Origin of the sequence: Bacillus sp. FSL L8-0358 (genome assembly GCF_038593095.1) — a bacterium.
GTDB classification, from domain to species: Bacteria; Bacillota; Bacilli; order Bacillales; family Bacillaceae; genus Bacillus; species Bacillus subtilis.
Window position 1 is genome coordinate 353,694 of the sequence record NZ_CP151962.1, and the last position, 19,549, is coordinate 373,242.

At 45.7% G+C, this 19,549-nt stretch carries 12 protein-coding genes; 7 read left to right on the top strand and 5 right to left on the bottom strand.

The window, feature by feature from the left end:
- Positions 1-50 precede the first annotated feature (50 nt).
- From NYE49_RS01905 to bglC, 5 genes are all read left to right on the top strand, one after another.
- Positions 51-383, top strand: a complete 333-nt coding sequence (locus NYE49_RS01905) for a YckD family protein (protein ID WP_047182065.1) — start codon at positions 51-53, stop codon at positions 381-383.
- Between the two features lie 111 nt (positions 384-494).
- Positions 495-917, top strand: a complete 423-nt coding sequence (locus NYE49_RS01910) for a MarR family transcriptional regulator (RefSeq protein ID WP_174616579.1) — start codon at positions 495-497, stop codon at positions 915-917.
- A complete protein-coding gene (locus NYE49_RS01915) occupies positions 905-1,246 on the top strand; it encodes a DUF3147 family protein (protein ID WP_032724911.1) in 342 nt (113 codons plus the stop codon). The genes NYE49_RS01910 and NYE49_RS01915 overlap by 13 nt, the downstream gene beginning before the upstream one ends.
- Positions 1,247-1,264: 18 nt before the next feature.
- Positions 1,265-1,993: an AAA family ATPase gene (locus tag NYE49_RS01920; RefSeq protein ID WP_021481826.1), complete on the top strand. Its 729-nt coding sequence runs from the start codon at positions 1,265-1,267 to the stop codon at positions 1,991-1,993.
- A gap of 71 nt (positions 1,994-2,064) precedes the next feature.
- Positions 2,065-3,498 carry a 6-phospho-beta-glucosidase gene (gene bglC, locus NYE49_RS01925; RefSeq protein WP_047182066.1) on the top strand — a complete coding sequence of 478 codons (1,434 nt, stop codon included), beginning with the start codon at positions 2,065-2,067 and terminating at the stop codon, positions 3,496-3,498.
- A gap of 36 nt (positions 3,499-3,534) precedes the next feature.
- On the opposite strand, the gene nin is transcribed toward bglC, so the two are convergent.
- From nin to hxlA, 5 genes are all read right to left on the bottom strand, one after another.
- Entirely contained in the window at positions 3,535-3,933 is a 399-nt protein-coding gene (nin, locus tag NYE49_RS01930; RefSeq protein ID WP_015252845.1) for a DNA-entry nuclease inhibitor, read from the bottom strand.
- 26 nt (positions 3,934-3,959) lie between these two features.
- Complete coding sequence (nucA, locus tag NYE49_RS01935) at positions 3,960-4,409, bottom strand: DNA-entry nuclease (protein ID WP_014475770.1); 450 nt, start codon at positions 4,407-4,409, stop codon at positions 3,960-3,962.
- A 167-nt stretch (positions 4,410-4,576) separates the two neighbouring features.
- Positions 4,577-6,298: a methyl-accepting chemotaxis protein TlpC gene (gene tlpC / locus NYE49_RS01940; protein WP_047182067.1), complete on the bottom strand. Its 1,722-nt coding sequence runs from the start codon at positions 6,296-6,298 to the stop codon at positions 4,577-4,579.
- A 110-nt stretch (positions 6,299-6,408) separates the two neighbouring features.
- Positions 6,409-6,966 carry a 6-phospho-3-hexuloisomerase gene (gene hxlB, locus NYE49_RS01945; RefSeq protein ID WP_047182068.1) on the bottom strand — a complete coding sequence of 186 codons (558 nt, stop codon included), beginning with the start codon at positions 6,964-6,966 and terminating at the stop codon, positions 6,409-6,411.
- 5 nt (positions 6,967-6,971) lie between these two features.
- Entirely contained in the window at positions 6,972-7,604 is a 633-nt protein-coding gene (gene hxlA, locus NYE49_RS01950) for a 3-hexulose-6-phosphate synthase (RefSeq protein ID WP_047182069.1), read from the bottom strand.
- Positions 7,605-7,835: 231 nt separating this feature from the next.
- Here hxlA and hxlR point away from each other — a divergent pair, with 231 nt between their 5' ends.
- Positions 7,836-8,198: a transcriptional activator HxlR gene (hxlR, locus tag NYE49_RS01955; protein WP_047182070.1), complete on the top strand. Its 363-nt coding sequence runs from the start codon at positions 7,836-7,838 to the stop codon at positions 8,196-8,198.
- Positions 8,199-8,773: 575 nt separating this feature from the next.
- Positions 8,774-19,537 (top strand): surfactin non-ribosomal peptide synthetase SrfAA, encoded by a 10,764-nt coding sequence (gene srfAA, locus NYE49_RS01960; RefSeq protein WP_342410859.1) that lies wholly within the window; start codon positions 8,774-8,776, stop codon positions 19,535-19,537.
- Positions 19,538-19,549: the final 12 nt, after the last annotated feature.

The window sequence follows — 19,549 nt, forward strand, 5'->3', positions numbered from 1 at the left end:
AATACAAGGCAGCAAACCATATGAAAAATAGGATTGGAGGAATAAACTGGATGAAACGAATAACCATTAACATCATCACAATGTTCATTGCAGCGGCTGTCATTTCTCTGACCGGTACAGCTGAGGCCGCTGAAAAACAGCAGCAGCCTCCCGCAAATGTTACACTGACAGATCAGCAAAAGAAAGAGGTTGAACAACTGGAAGCAGAGATTCTTAAAAAGCGCAAAGACGTGATCTCAAAGTATGTACAATATGGTGTCCTGCCTAAAGAAAGAGGAGAACACATCAAAAATCACTTGGACAAACACTTTGAAATGATGAAACAAAACGGCTTTGTTCCAAAGCACCATCCTCATCCGCATAAATTTGAAAAAAGACATTAAGATGGTAAGCATCCAATGGGAATTGGGTGCTTTTTTATTGTTAAAAGTTACTGAATGAATTTTCCGAAAATGATTATATCTTATAATAAGATATAAATGGGGTGTATAATGATGGAAATGGATTTAATCTCTAAACTTAATCAGCAGTGGACAGATATTTATTATTTATTACATTATCAACATAAAGATAATATTTCTCACCAGGCAATACGGATTATGCAGCATATTGAAAAGCAAGGTGAGGCGACAATAGGAGCTTTGGCTGAATACTTGTCTGTCTCTCACAATACAGCGTCAGAGCATACTAAACGTTTGATTCAAAAGGGATTTATAGCTAAACGGCGAAGTCAACAGGATGAACGAAAAGTTTTAGTTTTCTTAACACAAGAAGGAAGATCTGTTCTTGAACAGCACACACAGCTAGATAAAGAGAAATTAAAAGAAATAATTGAACGAATGAGCACATCAGAAAAGGAATTACTTGAACAGGCATTTGAACTTTTAAGTAGGGAAGCTAAACAATGGCAGTTTTAAGTAAAGTAATCATCTCTGCGTTGATTATCGGTTTTGTTACTGAAATATCAAAAAGACATCCGACCTATGGCGGCATCATTGCCGCTTTGCCCTTGGTCAGTTTATTAAGCCTTTTTTGGATGCAAATACAAGGTGAAAAAACAGCTCAATTAAGTCAATTTGCATCTGGTGTGCTTACAGGAATCCCAGCTACAGTTTGTTTACTAGCTATTTTGGCTTTTTTGCTGAAAATTCATGTGCCGTTTTGGTTTGCATTATGTGTTGGAATACTAGGATGGGCTATGTTTTTATGGATGCAGAAGATCTTTCTCAATATATTATTTAACTGAGTATAGAAAGGAGATGCTATGTTTTTAAAAAAGGTTACTCTTCTTCGAGATAAGATTTTGGACTTTGACAGATTTCCTTTTACTATCCCAGCTATAAGTCAATTAAATGACATCTTATTTACTAGCCAAGTGACTTTTTTTGTGGGGGAAAATGGATCTGGAAAATCTACTTTGCTTGAAGCGATAGCAGATAAGTGTGAATTCAATACAGCGGGCGGAAGCCGAAATAATGTCTATGAATTACGGGAGTCAGATTCCCATTTAGGAGATTACATACGTTTATCTTGGCTTCCAAAGGTAACAAATGGCTTCTTCTTAAGGGCTGAATCGTTTTATCATCTTTCTCTTCATCTGGATGAGATGGAACTAGATGCTCCTCAGCCATACCGTTCCTATGGAGGGAGGCCGCTACACAATCAATCACATGGAGAGTCCTTTATGTCTCTATTCCGTCATCGTTTTAAAGAGAAAGCGATTTACCTTTTAGATGAGCCAGAAGCAGCACTTTCTCCAGCTAGACAATTAGCTTTTTTGAGAGTTATACATGATTTGGTGAAGGGCGGAAATGTACAGATGATCATTGCGACTCACTCCCCAATCCTACTGGGCTATCCCAATGCTAATATTTTAAGCTTTGATGGTGGAAGAATACATCATATTGAATATGAGAATACAGAGCATGTTCAATTAACACGATATTTTCTTGGACAAAGAGAAAAAATATTAGCTGAGCTGTTCCGCGACTAACATCGAGTTGATATGAAACGCGTTTCATAGCCTATGATAGGTTTATCAATAATTCAGGAGTGATAAACACTATGATCCACCAGCATCCAGAATCTTTTCCGAAACATTTTTTGTGGGGCTCTGCTTCTGCAGCGTACCAGATTGAAGGCGCTTGGAATGAAGATGGCAAAGGCCCTTCTGTTTGGGATGTGTTTACGAAAATACCGGGCAAAACGTTTAAAGGAACCAATGGCGACATTGCGGTTGACCATTATCACCGATTTAAAGAAGATGTCGCTCTGATGGCTGAGATGGGGTTAAAAGTATATCGATTTTCCGTCAGCTGGCCACGGGTTTTTCCAAAAGGAAAAGGAGAGATCAATGAAGCAGGTCTAGCGTTTTACGATAGACTGATTGATGAATTGCTTTCTCATCACATCGAGCCGGTTCTGACTTTATATCACTGGGATTTACCTCAAGCGCTTATGGACGAATACGGCGGGTTTGAATCCAGAAACATCATAGAGGATTTTAATCACTACTGTATTACTCTTTATAAACGTTTTGGAGACAGGGTGAAATATTGGGTTACGTTAAACGAACAGAACTACAATTTTAATCACGGATTTATTACAGCCATGCATCCGCCTGGAGTGAAAGACAGAAAACGATTTTACGAAGCAAACCATATTGCGTTTCTGGCTAATGCAAAAGCCATCGAATCATTTAGAGAATATGTGCCTGAAGGCAAAATAGGTCCTAGCTTTGCTTATTCTCCGGCTTACCCTTTATCAAGCCATCCAGAGGATATACTGGCATTTGAAAACGCCGAAGAATTTATGAACAATTGGTGGCTTGACATGTATTGCTGGGGAACCTACCCGCAAATTCCATTCCGCTACTTGGTAAAACAGGGATGGGCGCCGACAATCGAAGCAGGAGATATGGAGCTGCTTGCCAAAGGGAAGCCTGATTTTGTAGGTGTCAATTATTATCAGACGATCACCTATGAACGAAATCCGCTTGATGGTGTGTCTGAAGGGAAAATGAATACGACAGGCCAAAAGGGAACCAATCAGGAGACGGGGATACCCGGAGTGTTCAAAACGAAAAAAAATCCGCATCTGACAACGAGCAACTGGGATTGGACAATTGACCCAATTGGGCTGCGTATCGGTCTTCGCCGAATTACAAGCCGCTATCAGCTTCCAGTGTTTATAACAGAGAACGGTTTGGGTGAATTTGATAAAGTTGATAACGGCACTGTACAGGATGATTATCGAATTGATTATTTACGTTCGCATCTTGAGCAATGCAGACAAGCCATCAGTGACGGTGTCGATTTAATCGGCTATTGCAGCTGGTCGTTTACTGACCTGTTAAGCTGGCTGAACGGCTACCAAAAAAGATACGGATTTGTATATGTCAATCGTGATGAAGAAAGCACATGCGATTTAAAACGCTTGAAGAAAAAAAGCTTTTATTGGTATCAAGATGTCATCAAGACGAACGGAGAAAGTTTATAAAGAGTCCCTGAGAGTTATTCTCTCAGGGGTTTTTCATTACACAGAAACAGCATCAATAATATAAGTGTCGGCGTGCAAATCTGACATTTCAGCCGGCACAGTCCAGCATGTCAATTGATAGTCTCCTTTAGGCAGATCAAAGGACAGTCTTTTAGACATGATGCTTTCAATATGAATTCCGTTTTCTGTGACATGAAAAGGAACAGTCACTTTTGTTTCGTAGGAGTTTACTGTTTCTGAACTGTTCAGGCGCAAAAGAATAAAGGCCTTTGTATTTCGCTGTGCCTCAAAGGAAATGGCTCCGTCTGCCGCAGCATATCCTTTTTCAATCGCTTCGTCAGTCCAATCCATTACAGGAGGTGTAGAATCCTTTTGAAATACAGTAAATTGATGATATGAAATAGAAAGTTCTTGCGGCTTCCATGATTTGATCAATGTGCTGTTCCTCCTCTATGTACTGTTTACTGAATTGTGAATAAAACCTTTGTGCCGTCTGGGTAATCGGTAAGCTGATGCCCGACCCAAGAGCCTGCTCCGCGGTTGTCAGCGGGAGAAATGTATTCTACAGAAGCTCCCTCACCGCCTTCTTTGCACATGGCCATTGGCCATTCATCTCTGTCATACCCCTTTTTGGAAGGTACGTCCTTTAATGATTGCTCGCGGCGTTCTTCAGCTCCGTCTCTGTCAATAGTGCACACCTCAGAGTGCCCCTCATTTATCGCATCCTTAATATGCTTGGCAGTTTCGGGATACCGGTCAGATGGGAAGGCGATTGTTTCATCATATTCTTTCGTTTGAGACGTTTTTTGATCAGCTGAGAAAAAGTCTCCTTTTATCAGGCCGACAGCTGCAGCTGCTATGATGACGATGACGAGAAGTATCGTTTTTATGATGTCCGTCGTGATGTTCACCTCCCGCTTTTAAAACTGACACAAGAGTAATCCAGAAAGCATTTGGTGTAAAGGTTTAAATTTTATGTTTTACGCTCAGTTTATTGCAGAAATCGTAATTTTAGCAGGTCGAAATATTTGTTTTCAGCAAAATACGATTGCCAATTTACAATAATGATAGTAAGTCATCAGCCGTTTTCGGCTTGATTAATCATTTTAAATTGGCTTATGATACCGGTAAGCTCCTCAGCTAATTGAGAAAGCGTTTCAGAAGCTGCGGTAATCTCCTCCATTGCAGCAAATTGCTCCTCTGTTAATGCAGCCGCTTGCCGGGTATTTTTAGTAGATTCTTTAATGTCGGCCGTATTGGCTGCAAAGGAATCATTTATTTGATGTGCACTGGCTGAAATGTTTGTTACAGATGATGATAAATCACTGATCTCGGCGCTGATTTCACCTGTTGCAGCTGCAATTTCCTTAAATGCATCTCTGGTGCGCTGGATCATGGTGACTCCTTCTGCAGCTTCTGTTTTCACATGCTCAACAGATCTTGCAGACCGGTTCATATCCTTTTGTATTTCTATGATCAGTTTTGAAATCTGTCCCGCAGACTGTTGAGACTCTTCTGCTAATTTCCGTACTTCATCAGCAACAACAGCAAAGCCTTTTCCTTGTTCACCGGCTCTGGCAGCTTCAATCGCTGCATTCAGCGCAAGCAGGTTTGTCTGATCGGCAATTTGGGTGATTACCGATAAAATTTGCTCAATTTGTTTAGAGCGGCCGTCTAACTGGTGTATGATTTCTCCGCTTTTCTGAATTGACTGGTGAATCGCATCCATTTGCGCCTGTACATTTGCAATTTCCTTTTGCCCAATGTCTGCTTTTGATTGAGCGAGCTGCCCTTTGTCAGCGATAGCGGCAGTATTTGCAGAAATATCCCGGATGTCTGCTGAAGCTTGTTTTAATGAGCTTTCACTGTTTTCAATTCGGGCGATCTGATCTTGGGCTCCATTTGCAATCTGCTGTACAGCTTCTGTGATCTTTTCTGAAGCTTGATTTGTTTCCTCTGCTCCGGCTGAGAGCTGCTGAGAGGCTGACGCAAGCTGAAGGGCTGATTGTTGTACGGTTTGTATGGTATCGTTCAGCTTTATTCTCATCTTATTATAATAGTTGCTTAGTTCTGATAGCTCGTCACCGGTTTTGTCTGACACCTCTATTGTCATATCTCCGTTTCCGGCACTTTCAAAGGCGCTTTTTAAAGAGTTCAGCCGCTTATTGATTTTTCTGGTGAAAACCAAGACAAGGATGACTGATACCATAATGACGATAACAAGAACGATAGCGAATTGAGTGAAAAGTGATTGTGTAAGTGATGCTAAAATACTTTGATTAGCTCCGGTATACAGCATGCCGATGATGTTCCCATTTTGATCTTTTAAAGGCATGTATGCAGTCTGATAAGAAGAACCTGCTACATCTGCTTGTCCGTAAAAACGCTTTCCTTTCTTTAAAACAGCGGCAATAACTTCAGAAGAAGCCTGGGTGCCGACAGCTCTTTCGCCATTCTTCATGACATTGGTTGCAACACGAGTATCGCCTTGGAAAATGGTAATTGTATCACCTGTTTTTTCACCAAGCAGATCAACAATATCTTCATTTCCATTGATTTGTGTTTGCCCTTTATAGAGCTTATTGTTTTTCACCTGCCAGTCGCCTGACACGACATCATCAATATAAGTGCTGCTTAAAGCGAGATCACCTTTCGCTTTTTCAGTTGCCATTTGTTTCATGCTTTCTGTAATTTCCTTAAGCATCACAGTGCCAACTGATGCCGAAAACAAAAGAATCACCACGAAAACAAGGCAAAGAATTTTAGTTCCTAGCTTCATCTTAAGTCGTTTTATCAACATAATTCCTCCTTTTACGATTTGTAGGTCATATTACTTATCGGGTTTTTAGGTTTAAAGTTTTATTTTAGAAAAAATAAAACCGGCCTGATCTTCAGGCCGGTTGTGTGATGCTATTCAAGGTTTGCGTGGTGAGTGAACATAGTTTCAGAATCGAGTCCTTTTTTCTCCATGAGTTTTAAAATCACTGCATCATAGAAGAGCAGCAAAGTTTGTTCAAATAATGATCCCATTGGCTGAATGGTTTTATAGCTTCCGTTTGACTGGTCTTTAGGAGAACCAGGCATTCTGATGATGAGGTCCGCTTGTTTTCCGATGCTTGATTCCGGATTGATGGTTAAAGCGGCAACAATTCCGTGTAAGCTTTTTGCTTTTGCTGCGGTATGAATCAAGCTTTTTGTCTCGCCTGATCCTGAGCCGATAATAACTAGATCTCCTTCGCGGAGCGGCGGAGTGAGAATCTCACCGACAATATGGGCGTTGAAGCCCATGTGCATCAATCTCATTGCGAAGGATTTTGCCATCAGGCCAGAACGACCCGCGCCCGCAGTGAAAATTTGATTGGACGAAAGAATGTGATCGGCAAGCTGGTCAGCTTCTTTATTAGAAATATAAGCCGCTGAACGGTGTAACTCATTGAGAATTTCCGTTACGTATTCAGTCGTTTTCATCTGATTTATCCTTGGGCAATAAGCCGCTTCATTTTTGAAGCTGTTTCTGCCTTATCAGCTGCGCTTGTAATTCCGCCCCCAACAATGACAAGGTCAGGCTTTTGCTGGATCACTTCTGGCAGTGTATCAAGTTTGATGCCACCCGCGATTGCGGTTTTTGCGTTTTTTACGGTGTTTTTGATTGTCGTTAATTCTTCGAAAGAGTTTTTACCCTCTGCTTGAAGATCATAGCCAGTGTGGACGCAGATGTAGTCAACACCGAGTGCGTCAATTTCTTTCGCACGGGATTCGATATCTTTCACGTTAATCATGTCCACTAAGATTTTCTTCTTTTGTTTTTTGGCTTCTTCTACTGCGCCTTTAATCGTTGCATCGTCTGTAGCACCTAAAACGGTGATGATGTCAGCGCCTGCTTCCGACGCTTTCATAATTTCGTAGCCTCCAGCATCCATGATTTTCAGGTCTGCAAGAACCTTCAATTGAGGAAATGCTTCTTTTATTTCTTTAACGGCTCTTAGGCCTTCATTAATGACGACCGGTGTTCCGATTTCAACTACGTCGATGTATTGTTCTACCTCTTTGACTAGCTCAATGGCTTCTGGGATGTTGACGAGGTCTAATGCAAGCTGTAATTCCATTGTTGATCCACTCCCTTTTTCGAATTATTGTCCATTCTATAGGTTCCCTCTTTTGTTGAGAAGTAGGCACTTTAAAGTCAACAAGTTACTTGGAGGATACTGTGAGGAGAGGCAATCAGATTTCTTTCGCTTAATTTTATGAGTGAGTATAATGAAAAAAGAGTCTGCAAAAAAGTAAGTAAGTGATGATACGTATCTAACATACAAAAAGGTTACTAAGGGGGGATTCTATTGAGCCGGATGGACGACAAAAGGTTTAATTGTGAGAAGGAATTAACGCTTGCAGTGATTGGCGGTAAATGGAAAATGCTCATTTTGTGGCATTTAGGAAAAGAAGGCACAAAACGGTTCAATGAATTAAAAACATTGATTCCTGATATTACGCAGAAGATCCTCGTGAATCAGCTGAGAGAGCTTGAGCAGGATATGATTGTTCACAGGGAAGTGTATCCGGTTGTCCCGCCGAAGGTTGAATATTCTCTGACCCCGCACGGAGAAAGCCTCATGCCTATTCTTGAAGCCATGTATGAGTGGGGGAAAGGCTATATGGAATTGATTAATATCGACAAAAATATCATGAAAGAATCGTTGTAAGACGCTCTTCGCAAGGGTGTCTTTTTTTTGCCTTTTTTTCGGTTTTTGCGCGGTACACATAGTCATGTAAAGATTGTAAATTGCAGTCAGCAATAAAAAAAGATTGAACGCAGGAGTTTGGTTTAAAAATTTTTATTTTTCTGTAAATAATGTTTAGTAGAAATGATTGCGGCATCCCGCAAAAATATCCCTGTAAATAATCTGGAATCTTTCGGCATCCCGCATGAAACTTTTCACCCATTTTTCGGTGATAAAAACATTTTTTTCATTTAAAGTGAACGGTAGTAAGATAAAAAATATTGAAAACAATGAATAAATAGCCAAAATTGTTTCCTATTAGGATAGGGGATCTTGAGGTCTTTATCCGCTTATGTTAAACGCCGCAATGCTGACTGACGGCTGCCCGTTTTAATAGCGGCAATCTGTTTTTTTGTTTGGAAGCACTGCTTTTTAAGTGTAGTACTTTGGGCTATTTCGGCTGTTAGTTCATAAGCATTAAAAGCTGATATGGATAAGAAAGAGAAAATGCGTTGCACATGTTCACTGCTTATAAAGATTAGGGGAGGTATGACAATATGGAAATAACTTTTTACCCTTTAACAAATGCACAAAAACGAATTTGGTACACAGAAAAATTTTATCCTCACACGAGCATTTCAAATCTTGCGGGGATTGGTAAGCTGGTTTCAGCTGATGCGATTGATTATGTGCTTGTTGAGCAGGCGATTCAAGAGTTTATTCGCAGAAATGACGCCATGCGCCTTCGGTTGCGGCTAGATGAAAACGGGGAGCCTGTTCAATATATTAGCGAGTATCGGCCTGTTGATATAAAACATACTGACACTACTGAAGATCCGAATGCGATAGAGTTTATTTCACAATGGAGCCGGGAGGAAACGAAGAAACCGTTGCCGTTGTACGATTGTGATTTGTTCCGTTTTTCCTTGTTCACCATAAAGGAAAATGAAGTGTGGTTTTACGCAAATGTTCATCACGTGATTTCTGATGGTATCTCCATGAATATTCTCGGAAATGCGATCATGCACATTTATTTAGAATTAGCCAGCGGCTCAGAGACAAAAGAAGGAATCTCGCATTCATTTATCGATCATGTTTTATCTGAACAGGACTATGCTCAATCGAAGCGGTTTGAAAAGGACAAGGCGTTTTGGAACAAACAATTTGAATCGGTGCCTGAACTTGTTTCCTTGAAACGGAATGCTTCCGCAGGAGGAAGTTTAGATGCTGAGAGGTTCTCTAAAGATGTGCCTGAAGCGCTTCATCAGCAGATTCTGTCGTTTTGTGAGGCGAATAAAGTCAGTGTTCTTTCGGTATTTCAATCGTTGCTCGCCGCCTATTTATACAGGGTCAGCGGCCAGAATGATGTTGTGACGGGAACCTTTATGGGCAACCGGACAAATGCGAAAGAGAAGCAGATGCTTGGCATGTTTGTTTCTACGGTTCCGCTTCGGACAAACATTGACGGCGGGCAGGCGTTTTTAGAATTTGTCAAAGACCGGATGAAGGATCTCATGAAGACGCTTCGCCACCAAAAGTACCCGTATAATCTCCTGATCAACGATTTGCGTGAAACAAAGAGCTCTCTGACCAAGCTGTTTACTGTTTCTCTTGAATATCAGGTGATGCAGTGGCAAAAAGAAGAGGACCTTGCCTTTTTGACTGAGCCGATTTTCAGCGGCAGCGGATTAAATGATGTCTCGATCCATGTAAAGGATCGATGGGATACTGGGAAACTCACCATAGATTTTGATTACCGCACTGATTTATTTTCACGTGAAGAAATCAACATGATTTGTGAGCGCATGATTACGATGCTGGAGAACGCGTTAACGCATCCAGAACATACAATTGATGAATTAACGATGATTTCTGATGCGGAGAAAGAGAAGCTGCTTGCGAGGGCCGGCGGTGAATCTGTGAGCTACCGTAAGGACATGACGATCCCCGAACTGTTCCAAGAAAAGGCTGAGCAGCTTTCAGATCATCCAGCGGTTGTATTTGAAGGTCGTACATTGTCCTATCGAACGTTACATGAACAATCCGCACGCATCGCCAATGTGCTGAAACAAAAAGGGGTTGGCCCGGACAGTCCTGTCGCGGTTTTGATTGAACGTTCTGAACGGATGATTACAGCTATCATGGGGATTTTAAAAGCCGGCGGAGCCTATGTGCCGATTGATCCGGGTTTTCCTGCTGAGCGCATTCAATATATTTTGGAGGATTGCGGGGCGGACTTCATCCTGACTGAATCGAAGGTTGCGGCGCCTGAAGCCGATGCTGAGCTGATTGACTTAGATCAGGCGATTGCGGAAGGTGCAGAAGAAAGCCTGAATGCAGATGTGAACGCACGGAACCTTGCCTACATTATTTACACATCGGGAACAACCGGACGCCCGAAAGGCGTTATGATCGAGCATCGCCAGGTTCATCATTTGGTTGAATCTCTGCAGCAGACGATTTATCAAAGCGGCAGCCAAACCCTGCGGATGGCATTGCTTGCGCCGTTCCACTTTGATGCGTCAGTGAAGCAGATCTTCGCGTCGCTTCTTTTGGGCCAAACCCTTTATATCGTACCGAAGAAAACAGTGACGAACGGGGCCGCCCTTGCTGCATATTATCGGAAGAACAGCATTGAGGCGACGGACGGAACACCGGCTCATTTGCAAATGCTGGTAGCAGCGGGCGATTTTGAAGGCCTAAAACTGAAGCACATGCTGATCGGAGGAGAAGGCCTGTCATCTGTTGTTGCGGACAAGCTGCTGAAGCTGTTTAAAGAAGCCGGCACAGCGCCGCGTTTGACTAATGTGTACGGGCCGACTGAAACGTGCGTTGACGCGTCTGTTCATCCGGTTATCCCTGAGAATGCAGTTCAATCAGCGTATGTGCCGATCGGGAAAGCGCTGGGGAATAACCGCTTATATATTTTGGATCAAAAAGGCCGGCTGCAGCCTGAAGGCGTGGCGGGCGAGCTTTATATCGCGGGAGACGGTGTGGGCCGAGGCTATTTGCATTTGCCTGAATTAACGGAAGAGAAGTTTTTACAAGATCCATTCGTGCCGGGCGATCGCATGTACCGGACCGGAGACGTGGTGCGCTGGCTTCCAGATGGAACAATCGAATATTTAGGCAGAGAGGATGACCAGGTCAAAGTCCGCGGATACCGGATTGAGCTTGGGGAAATTGAGGCCGTGATTCAGCAGGCGCCAGACGTTGCAAAAGCCGTTGTTTTGGCACGCCCTGACGAACAGGGAAATCTTGAGGTTTGTGCATATGTTGTGCAGAAGCCTGGAAGCGAATTTGCGCCAGCCGGCTTGAGGGAGCATGCGGCCAGACAGCTTCCTGACTATATGGTGCCGGCTTACTTTACAGAAGTGACAGAAATTCCGCTTACGCCAAGCGGCAAAGTCGACCGCCGCAAGCTGTTTGCGCTAGAGGTGAAGGCTGTCAGCGGCACTGCCTATACAGCGCCGCGAAATGAGACTGAAAAAGCAATCGCAGCCATTTGGCAGGACGTGCTGAACGTTGAGAAGGCGGGGGTCTTTGACAATTTCTTTGAAACGGGCGGGCATTCATTGAAGGCCATGACCCTTTTAACAAAGATTCATAAGGAAGCAGGCGTCGAGATTCCGCTTCAATATTTGTTTGAGCATCCGACGATTGCGGCTCTTGCAGAGGAAGCTGATCACAGAGAAAGCCGGGCATTTTCGGTGATTGAACCTGCTGAAAAACAGGAACATTATCCGCTTTCTCTGGCACAGCAGCGAACATATATCGTCAGCCAATTCGAGGATGCGGGAGTCGGCTACAACATGCCGGCAGCAGCAATTCTGGAAGGGCCTTTAGATATTCAAAAGCTGGAGCGCGCATTTCGGGGGTTAATCCGACGCCACGAGTCATTGAGAACATCATTTGTTCTTGAAAACAGCACGCCGAGACAGAAAATTCACGATAGTGTTGATTTCAACATCGAAATGATTGAAAGAGGCGGCCGCTCAGATGAGGCAATTATGGCTTCATTCGTTCGGACATTTGATTTGGCGAAAGCTCCGCTGTTCAGAATCGGTTTGCTGGGGCTTGAAGAGAACCGTCATATGCTGCTGTTTGATATGCACCATTTGATTTCTGACGGTGTATCCATTGGCATTATGCTGGAGGAGTTAGCACGCATTTATAAAGGCGAACAGCTTCCTGAGCTTCGTCTCCAGTATAAGGACTACGCTGTATGGCAAAGCAGACAGGCTGCTGAAGGGTACAAGAAGGACCAGGCTTATTGGAAGGAAGTCTTTGCAGGCGAGCTCCCGGTGCTTCAGCTTCTGTCCGATTACCCAAGACCGCCTGTCCAAAGCTTTGAAGGGGATCGGGTGTCAATCAAGCTGGATGCGGGGATAAAGGATCGCCTCAATCGTTTGGCTGAACAAAACGGCGCCACTTTGTATATGGTGATGCTGTCCGCTTACTATACGCTTTTGTCAAAGTATACGGGACAGGATGACATCATTGTCGGGACGCCGTCAGCCGGCAGAAATCACTCCGATACAGAGGGCATTATCGGGATGTTCGTCAATACGCTTGCGATTCGCAGTGAGGTGAAGCAGGATGAGACGTTTACCCAATTGATCTCGCGTGTTCGTAAACAGGTGCTGGATGCCTTTTCTCATCAGGACTATCCGTTTGAGTGGCTTGTTGAAGACTTGAATATCCCGCGTGATGTAAGCAGGCATCCGCTGTTTGACACGATGTTCAGCCTTCAAAACGCGACAGAGGGCATTCCGGCTGTCGGCGATCTGTCCTTGTCTGTTCATGAGACCAATTTTAAGATTGCCAAATTTGATTTGACGGTGCAGGCGAGAGAAACCGATGAAGGCATTGAGCTTGATTTGGATTACAGCACGAAGCTGTTTAAACAAAGCACGGCAAACAGGCTGCTTACGCATTTTGCGCGTTTGCTTGAAGATGCTGCGGCTGATCCGGAGAAGCGGATTTCCGAGTATAAGCTTCTTTCTGAAGAGGAGGCTGCTTCGCAAATTCAGCAGTTTAACCCGGGCAGAACACCTTATCCGAAAGACAAAACAATTGTTCAGCTGTTTGAGGAGCAAGCGGCGAAAACGCCAGACCAGCCGGCGCTTCAATATGAAGGTGAAACACTCACTTATCGTGAGCTGAATAAACGGGCCAATCGTTTAGCCCGCGGCATTCTTTCTCTTGGAGCTGGCGAAGGCAGAACTGCGGCTGTCTTATGCGAGCGGTCAATGGATATGATTGTGTCGATCTTGGCAGTATTAAAATCAGGTTCGGCTTATGTTCCGATTGATCCGGAACATCCGATTCAGCGGATGCAGCATTTCTTCCGTGACAGCGGAGCAAAGGTGCTTCTCACTCAGAGGAAATTAAAGGCTTTGGCGGAAGAAGCGGAATTTAAGGGCGTTATCGTGCTAGCCGATGAGGAAGAAAGCTATCATGCCGATGCGCGCAATCTCGCACTGCCTCTTGATTCTGAAGCAATGGCAAACCTGACGTATACCTCTGGAACGACTGGAACACCTAAGGGGAATATCGTGACACATGCCAATATTCTCCGCACGGTGAAGGAAACGAATTATCTCAGCATTACAGAACAGGATACGATTCTCGGTCTTTCCAATTACGTGTTTGACGCGTTTATGTTCGATATGTTCGGCTCTTTGTTAAACGGAGCCAAGCTGGTGCTGATACCCAAGGAAACCGTTTTGGACATGGCTCGCCTGTCCCGCGTCATTGAACGGGAGAACATCAGCATTCTCATGATTACAACCGCTTTGTTCCACTTGCTTGTGGACTTGAATCCGGCGTGCTTGTCAACGCTTCGCAAGATTATGTTTGGAGGGGAACGGGCTTCGGTTGAGCATGTCAGAAAAGCTTTGCAAACGGTTGGAAAGGGCAAGCTCCTTCACATGTATGGGCCGTCTGAAAGCACGGTTTTCGCGACGTATCATCCGGTTGATGAATTGGAGGAGCACACGCTGTCTGTTCCGATTGGAAAACCGGTTAGCAATACGGAAGTATACATTCTTGACCGCACGGGACACGTGCAGCCTGCCGGGATTGCCGGAGAGCTTTGCGTCAGCGGCGAAGGACTCGTGAAAGGCTATTACAACCGTCCAGAACTGACTGAGGAGAAATTTGTTCCCCATCCGTTTACATCTGGCGAACGCATGTATAAAACGGGAGACCTTGCGAGATGGCTGCCGAATGGCGACATCGAATTTATCGGGCGAATCGACCATCAGGTGAAGATTCGCGGACAGCGCATCGAGCTTGGAGAAATCGAACATCAGCTGCAAACCCATGATCGTGTTCAGGAAAGTGTTGTGCTTGCCGTTGATCAAGGAGCGGGAGATAAACTGCTTTGCGCTTACTATGTCGGAGAGGGAGACATCTCATCACAAGAGATGAGAGAGCATGCTGCGAAGGACTTGCCGGCATATATGGTTCCTGCGGTGTTTATCCAAATGGACGAGCTGCCGCTGACAGGGAACGGAAAAATTGACCGAAGAGCGCTGCCGATTCCTGATGCCAACGTTTCAAGAGGTGTTTCATATGTGGCGCCACGCAATGAAACGGAACAAAAAGTCGCAGACATTTGGGCGCAGGTGCTTCAGGCTGAACAAGTCGGCGTTTATGACCACTTCTTTGACGTTGGCGGACATTCATTAGCAGGCATGAAGATGCTTGCCTTGGTTCATCAGGAACTGGGCGTTGAGCTGTCACTCAAGGATCTCTTCCAGTCACCGACGGTTGAGGGCTTGGCACAGGTGATTGCCTCTGCTGAAAAAGGGACAGCCGCAAGTATCAGCCCAGCAGAGAAACAAGATACGTATCCTGTTTCTTCACCGCAAAAACGGATGTACGTGCTTCAGCAGCTTGAGGATGCGCAAACGAGCTATAACATGCCTGCGGTTCTGCGCCTTACAGGTGAGCTTGATGTTGAAAGGCTTAACAGCGTCATGCAGCAGTTAATGCAGCGTCATGAAGCCTTGAGAACCACGTTTGAAATAAAAGATGGAGAAACGGTGCAGCGGATCTGGGAAGAGGCTGAGTGTGAGATAGCCTATTTCGAAGCCCCGGAAGAAGAGACAGAGCGGATCGTTTCTGAGTTTATTAAGCCTTTCAAAATCGACCAACTTCCACTGTTCAGAATAGGGCTGATCAAGCATTCAGACACTGAGCATGTGCTGCTGTTCGATATGCATCACATTATTTCTGACGGTGCGTCTGTCGGTGTGCTGATTGAGGAGCTTTCAAAGCTGTACGACGGAGAAATCCTTGAGCCGCTCCGTATTCAATATAAGGATTATGCCGTGTGGCAGCAGCAGTTCATTCAGTCTGAGCTTTACAAGAAGCAAGAGGAGCATTGGCTGAAGGAGCTGGACGGAGAACTGCCGGTGTTGACGCTTCCGACTGATTACAGTCGGCCTGCCGTTCAAACATTTGAGGGAGACCGCATTGCATTTTCATTAGAAGCAGGCAAAGCTGATGCTCTGCGCAGGCTTGCAAAAGAAACGGATTCCACGCTTTACATGGTGCTTCTGGCTTCATACAGTGCGTTTTTATCAAAACTTAGCGGGCAAGACGATATCATCGTCGGTTCACCTGTGGCCGGACGATCTCAAGCGGACGTCAGCCGTGTCATCGGAATGTTTGTCAATACACTGGCGCTCCGCACGTATCCGAAGGGTGAAAAGACGTTTGCTGACTATCTTAACGAAGTGAAAGAAACGGCACTAAGCGCTTTTGATGCGCAGGATTATCCGCTTGAGGACTTGATCGGAAATGTTCAGGTTCAGCGTGACACAAGCAGAAATCCGTTATTTGATGCAGTTTTTTCAATGCAAAATGCGAACATAAAGGATTTAACAATGAAAGGGATTCAGCTTGAGCCGCATCCGTTTGAACGGAAAACAGCCAAGTTTGACCTCACGCTGACGGCTGACGAAACCGACGGAGGGCTTACATTCGTACTCGAATACAATACAGCTCTGTTTAAGCAGGAAACGATTGAACGATGGAAGCAATATTGGATGCAGCTTTTGGATGCTGTTACTGGGAACCCGAACCAGCCGCTTTCCAGCCTGTCATTTGTCACTGAAACAGAAAAACAAGCGCTTCTTGAGGCATGGAAGGGTAAAGCGCTGCCTGTGCCGACAGACAAAACGGTTCATCAGCTATTCGAAGAGACTGTCCAGCGCCACAAAGACCGTCCGGCTGTCACATACAACGGCCAGTCTTGGACGTACGGCGAGCTGAATGCGAAGGCAAATCGTCTTGCGCGGATTCTGATGGACTGCGGCATCAGCCCGGATGACCGCGTCGGCATTCTCACGAAGCCGTCGCTTGAAATGTCCGCCGCGGTGCTCGGTGTCTTAAAGGCGGGAGCGGCGTTTGTGCCGATTGATCCTGACTACCCGGATCAGCGGATTGAATATATTTTACAGGACAGCGGCGCGAAGCTTCTCTTGAAGCAAGAGGGGATTTCAGTGCCGGACAGCTATACGGGAGATGTCATTCTTCTCGACGGAAGCCGCACGATTCTAAGCCTGCCGCTTGATGAAAACGACGAGGAAAATCCAGAGACGGCTGTAACCGCGGAGAACTTGGCGTACATGATTTACACGTCTGGAACGACCGGACAGCCGAAGGGTGTCATGGTCGAGCACCATGCGCTTGTGAACCTGTGCTTCTGGCACCACGACGCGTTCAGCATGACAGCGGAGGACCGCAGTGCGAAGTACGCAGGCTTTGGGTTCGACGCTTCCATTTGGGAGATGTTCCCGACCTGGACGATCGGTGCTGAGCTTCACGTCATTGATGAAGCGATCCGCCTCGATATCGTCCGCCTGAACGATTATTTTGAAACGAACGGCATAACGATCACGTTCCTGCCGACACAGCTTGCGGAACAGTTCATGGAGCTAGAGAACACATCGCTACGCGTATTGCTCACAGGCGGAGACAAGCTGAAGCGCGCAGTGAAAAAGCCGTACACATTCGTCAACAACTACGGGCCGACAGAGAATACGGTCGTTGCCACAAGCGGAGAAATCCATCCGGAGGAAGGCTCGCTTTCCATCGGACGGGCCATTGCCAATACGAGAGTATATATTCTCGGCGAGGGCAATCAGGTGCAGCCGGAAGGCGTAGCCGGAGAGCTTTGCGTGGCGGGGCGCGGACTGGCACGCGGCTATCTGAATCGAGAAGACGAAACCGCGAAGCGGTTTGTCGCTGATCCGTTTGTGCCGGGTGAGCGCATGTACCGTACCGGCGATTTAGTGAAATGGACGGGCGGCGGCATTGAGTACATCGGCCGGATCGACCAGCAGGTCAAGGTCCGCGGCTACCGGATCGAGCTCTCAGAAATTGAAGTCCAGCTCGCCCAGCTTTCTGAGGTGCAGGATGCGGCGGTGACAGCTGTCAAAGATAAAGGCGGCAACACAGCGATCGCGGCGTATGTCACACCGGAAACAGCTGACATAGAAGCACTGAAATCAGCACTGAAGGAAACCCTGCCGGATTACATGATCCCGGCGTTCTGGGTGACGCTGAACGAGCTTCCGGTTACGGCAAACGGCAAAGTGGACCGCAAAGCCTTGCCTGAGCCGGACATCGAAGCGGGAAGCGGAGAATACAAAGCGCCGACGACCGACATGGAAGAGCTGCTTGCCGGCATCTGGCAGGACGTGCTTGGAATGTCTGAAGTCGGTGTCACCGACAATTTCTTCTCGCTTGGCGGAGATTCCATCAAAGGAATTCAAATGGCGAGCCGCTTGAATCAGCACGGCTGGAAGCTGGAAATGAAAGATCTCTTCCAGCATCCGACGATCGAAGAGCTTACCCAATATGTAGAGCGTGCCGAAGGCAAACAGGCAGACCAAGGCCCGGTGGAGGGCGAAGTCATCCTGACGCCGATCCAGCGCTGGTTCTTTGAAAAGAACTTCACGAACAAGCACCACTGGAACCAATCGGTGATGCTTCACGCCAAGAAGGGCTTTGATCCTGAACGGGTGGAGAAAACATTGCAGGCGCTGATCGAGCATCATGACGCGCTCCGTATGATCTACCGTGAGGGACAGGAAGACGTCATTCAATACAACAGAGATCTTGAAGCTGCTTCAGCTCAATTGGAGGTCATCCAGATTGAGGGCCAAGCTGCAGATTACGAAGACCGTATAGAGAGAGAAGCGGAGCGTTTGCAAAGCAGCATCGACTTGCAGGAAGGCGGCTTGTTAAAAGCAGGCTTGTTCCAAGCGGAAGACGGAGACCACTTGCTTCTTGCCATTCATCACTTAGTGGTTGACGGCGTGTCGTGGCGGATTCTACTGGAGGATTTCGCCGCAGTATATACACAGCTTGAGCAAGGCAATGAACCGGTTCTCCCGCAGAAAACACATTCATTTGCAGAGTATGCAGAGAGATTGCAAGACTACGCGAACTCCAAAGCCTTTTTGAAAGAAAAAGAGTATTGGAGACAGCTTGAAGAACCAGCAGTCGCGGCAAAGCTTCCGAAAGACCGCGAATCTGGTGATCAGCGAATGAAACATACAAAGACAATTGAATTCTCGCTGACTGCTGAAGAGACAGAACAGCTCACCACAAAGGTGCATGAGGCATATCACACAGAAATGAATGATATTTTGCTGACGGCATTCGGATTGGCAATGAAGGAGTGGACGGGTCAAGATCGAGTAAGTGTTCATTTAGAGGGGCATGGACGTGAAGAAATCATAGAAGACCTGACCATTTCCCGCACAGTCGGCTGGTTTACAAGTATGTACCCAATGGTGCTCGATATGAAGCATGCGGATGATCTGGGCTACCAGCTGAAGCAAATGAAAGAAGATATCAGACATGTGCCGAATAAGGGAGTCGGATACGGCATTCTGCGCTATCTGACGGCACCGGAACATAAAGAAGATGTGGCGTTCTCGATTCAGCCGGATGTCAGCTTCAACTATTTAGGTCAGTTTGACGAAATGTCGGATGCAGGTTTGTTTACGAGATCAGAGCTGCCATCAGGACAGTCATTAAGCCCTGAAACAGAAAAACCGAATGCGCTGGATGTTGTTGGATATATCGAAAACGGAAAACTGACGATGTCACTGGCCTATCATTCTCTTGAATTTCATGAAAAAACAGTACAAACATTCAGTGACAGCTTTAAAGCGCATCTTCTCAGAATCATTGAACATTGCCTATCTCAAGACGGTACGGAACTGACCCCGAGTGATCTTGGTGACGACGATTTGACGCTGGATGAGCTGGATAAATTAATGGAAATTTTCTAATAGAGGTGGCAT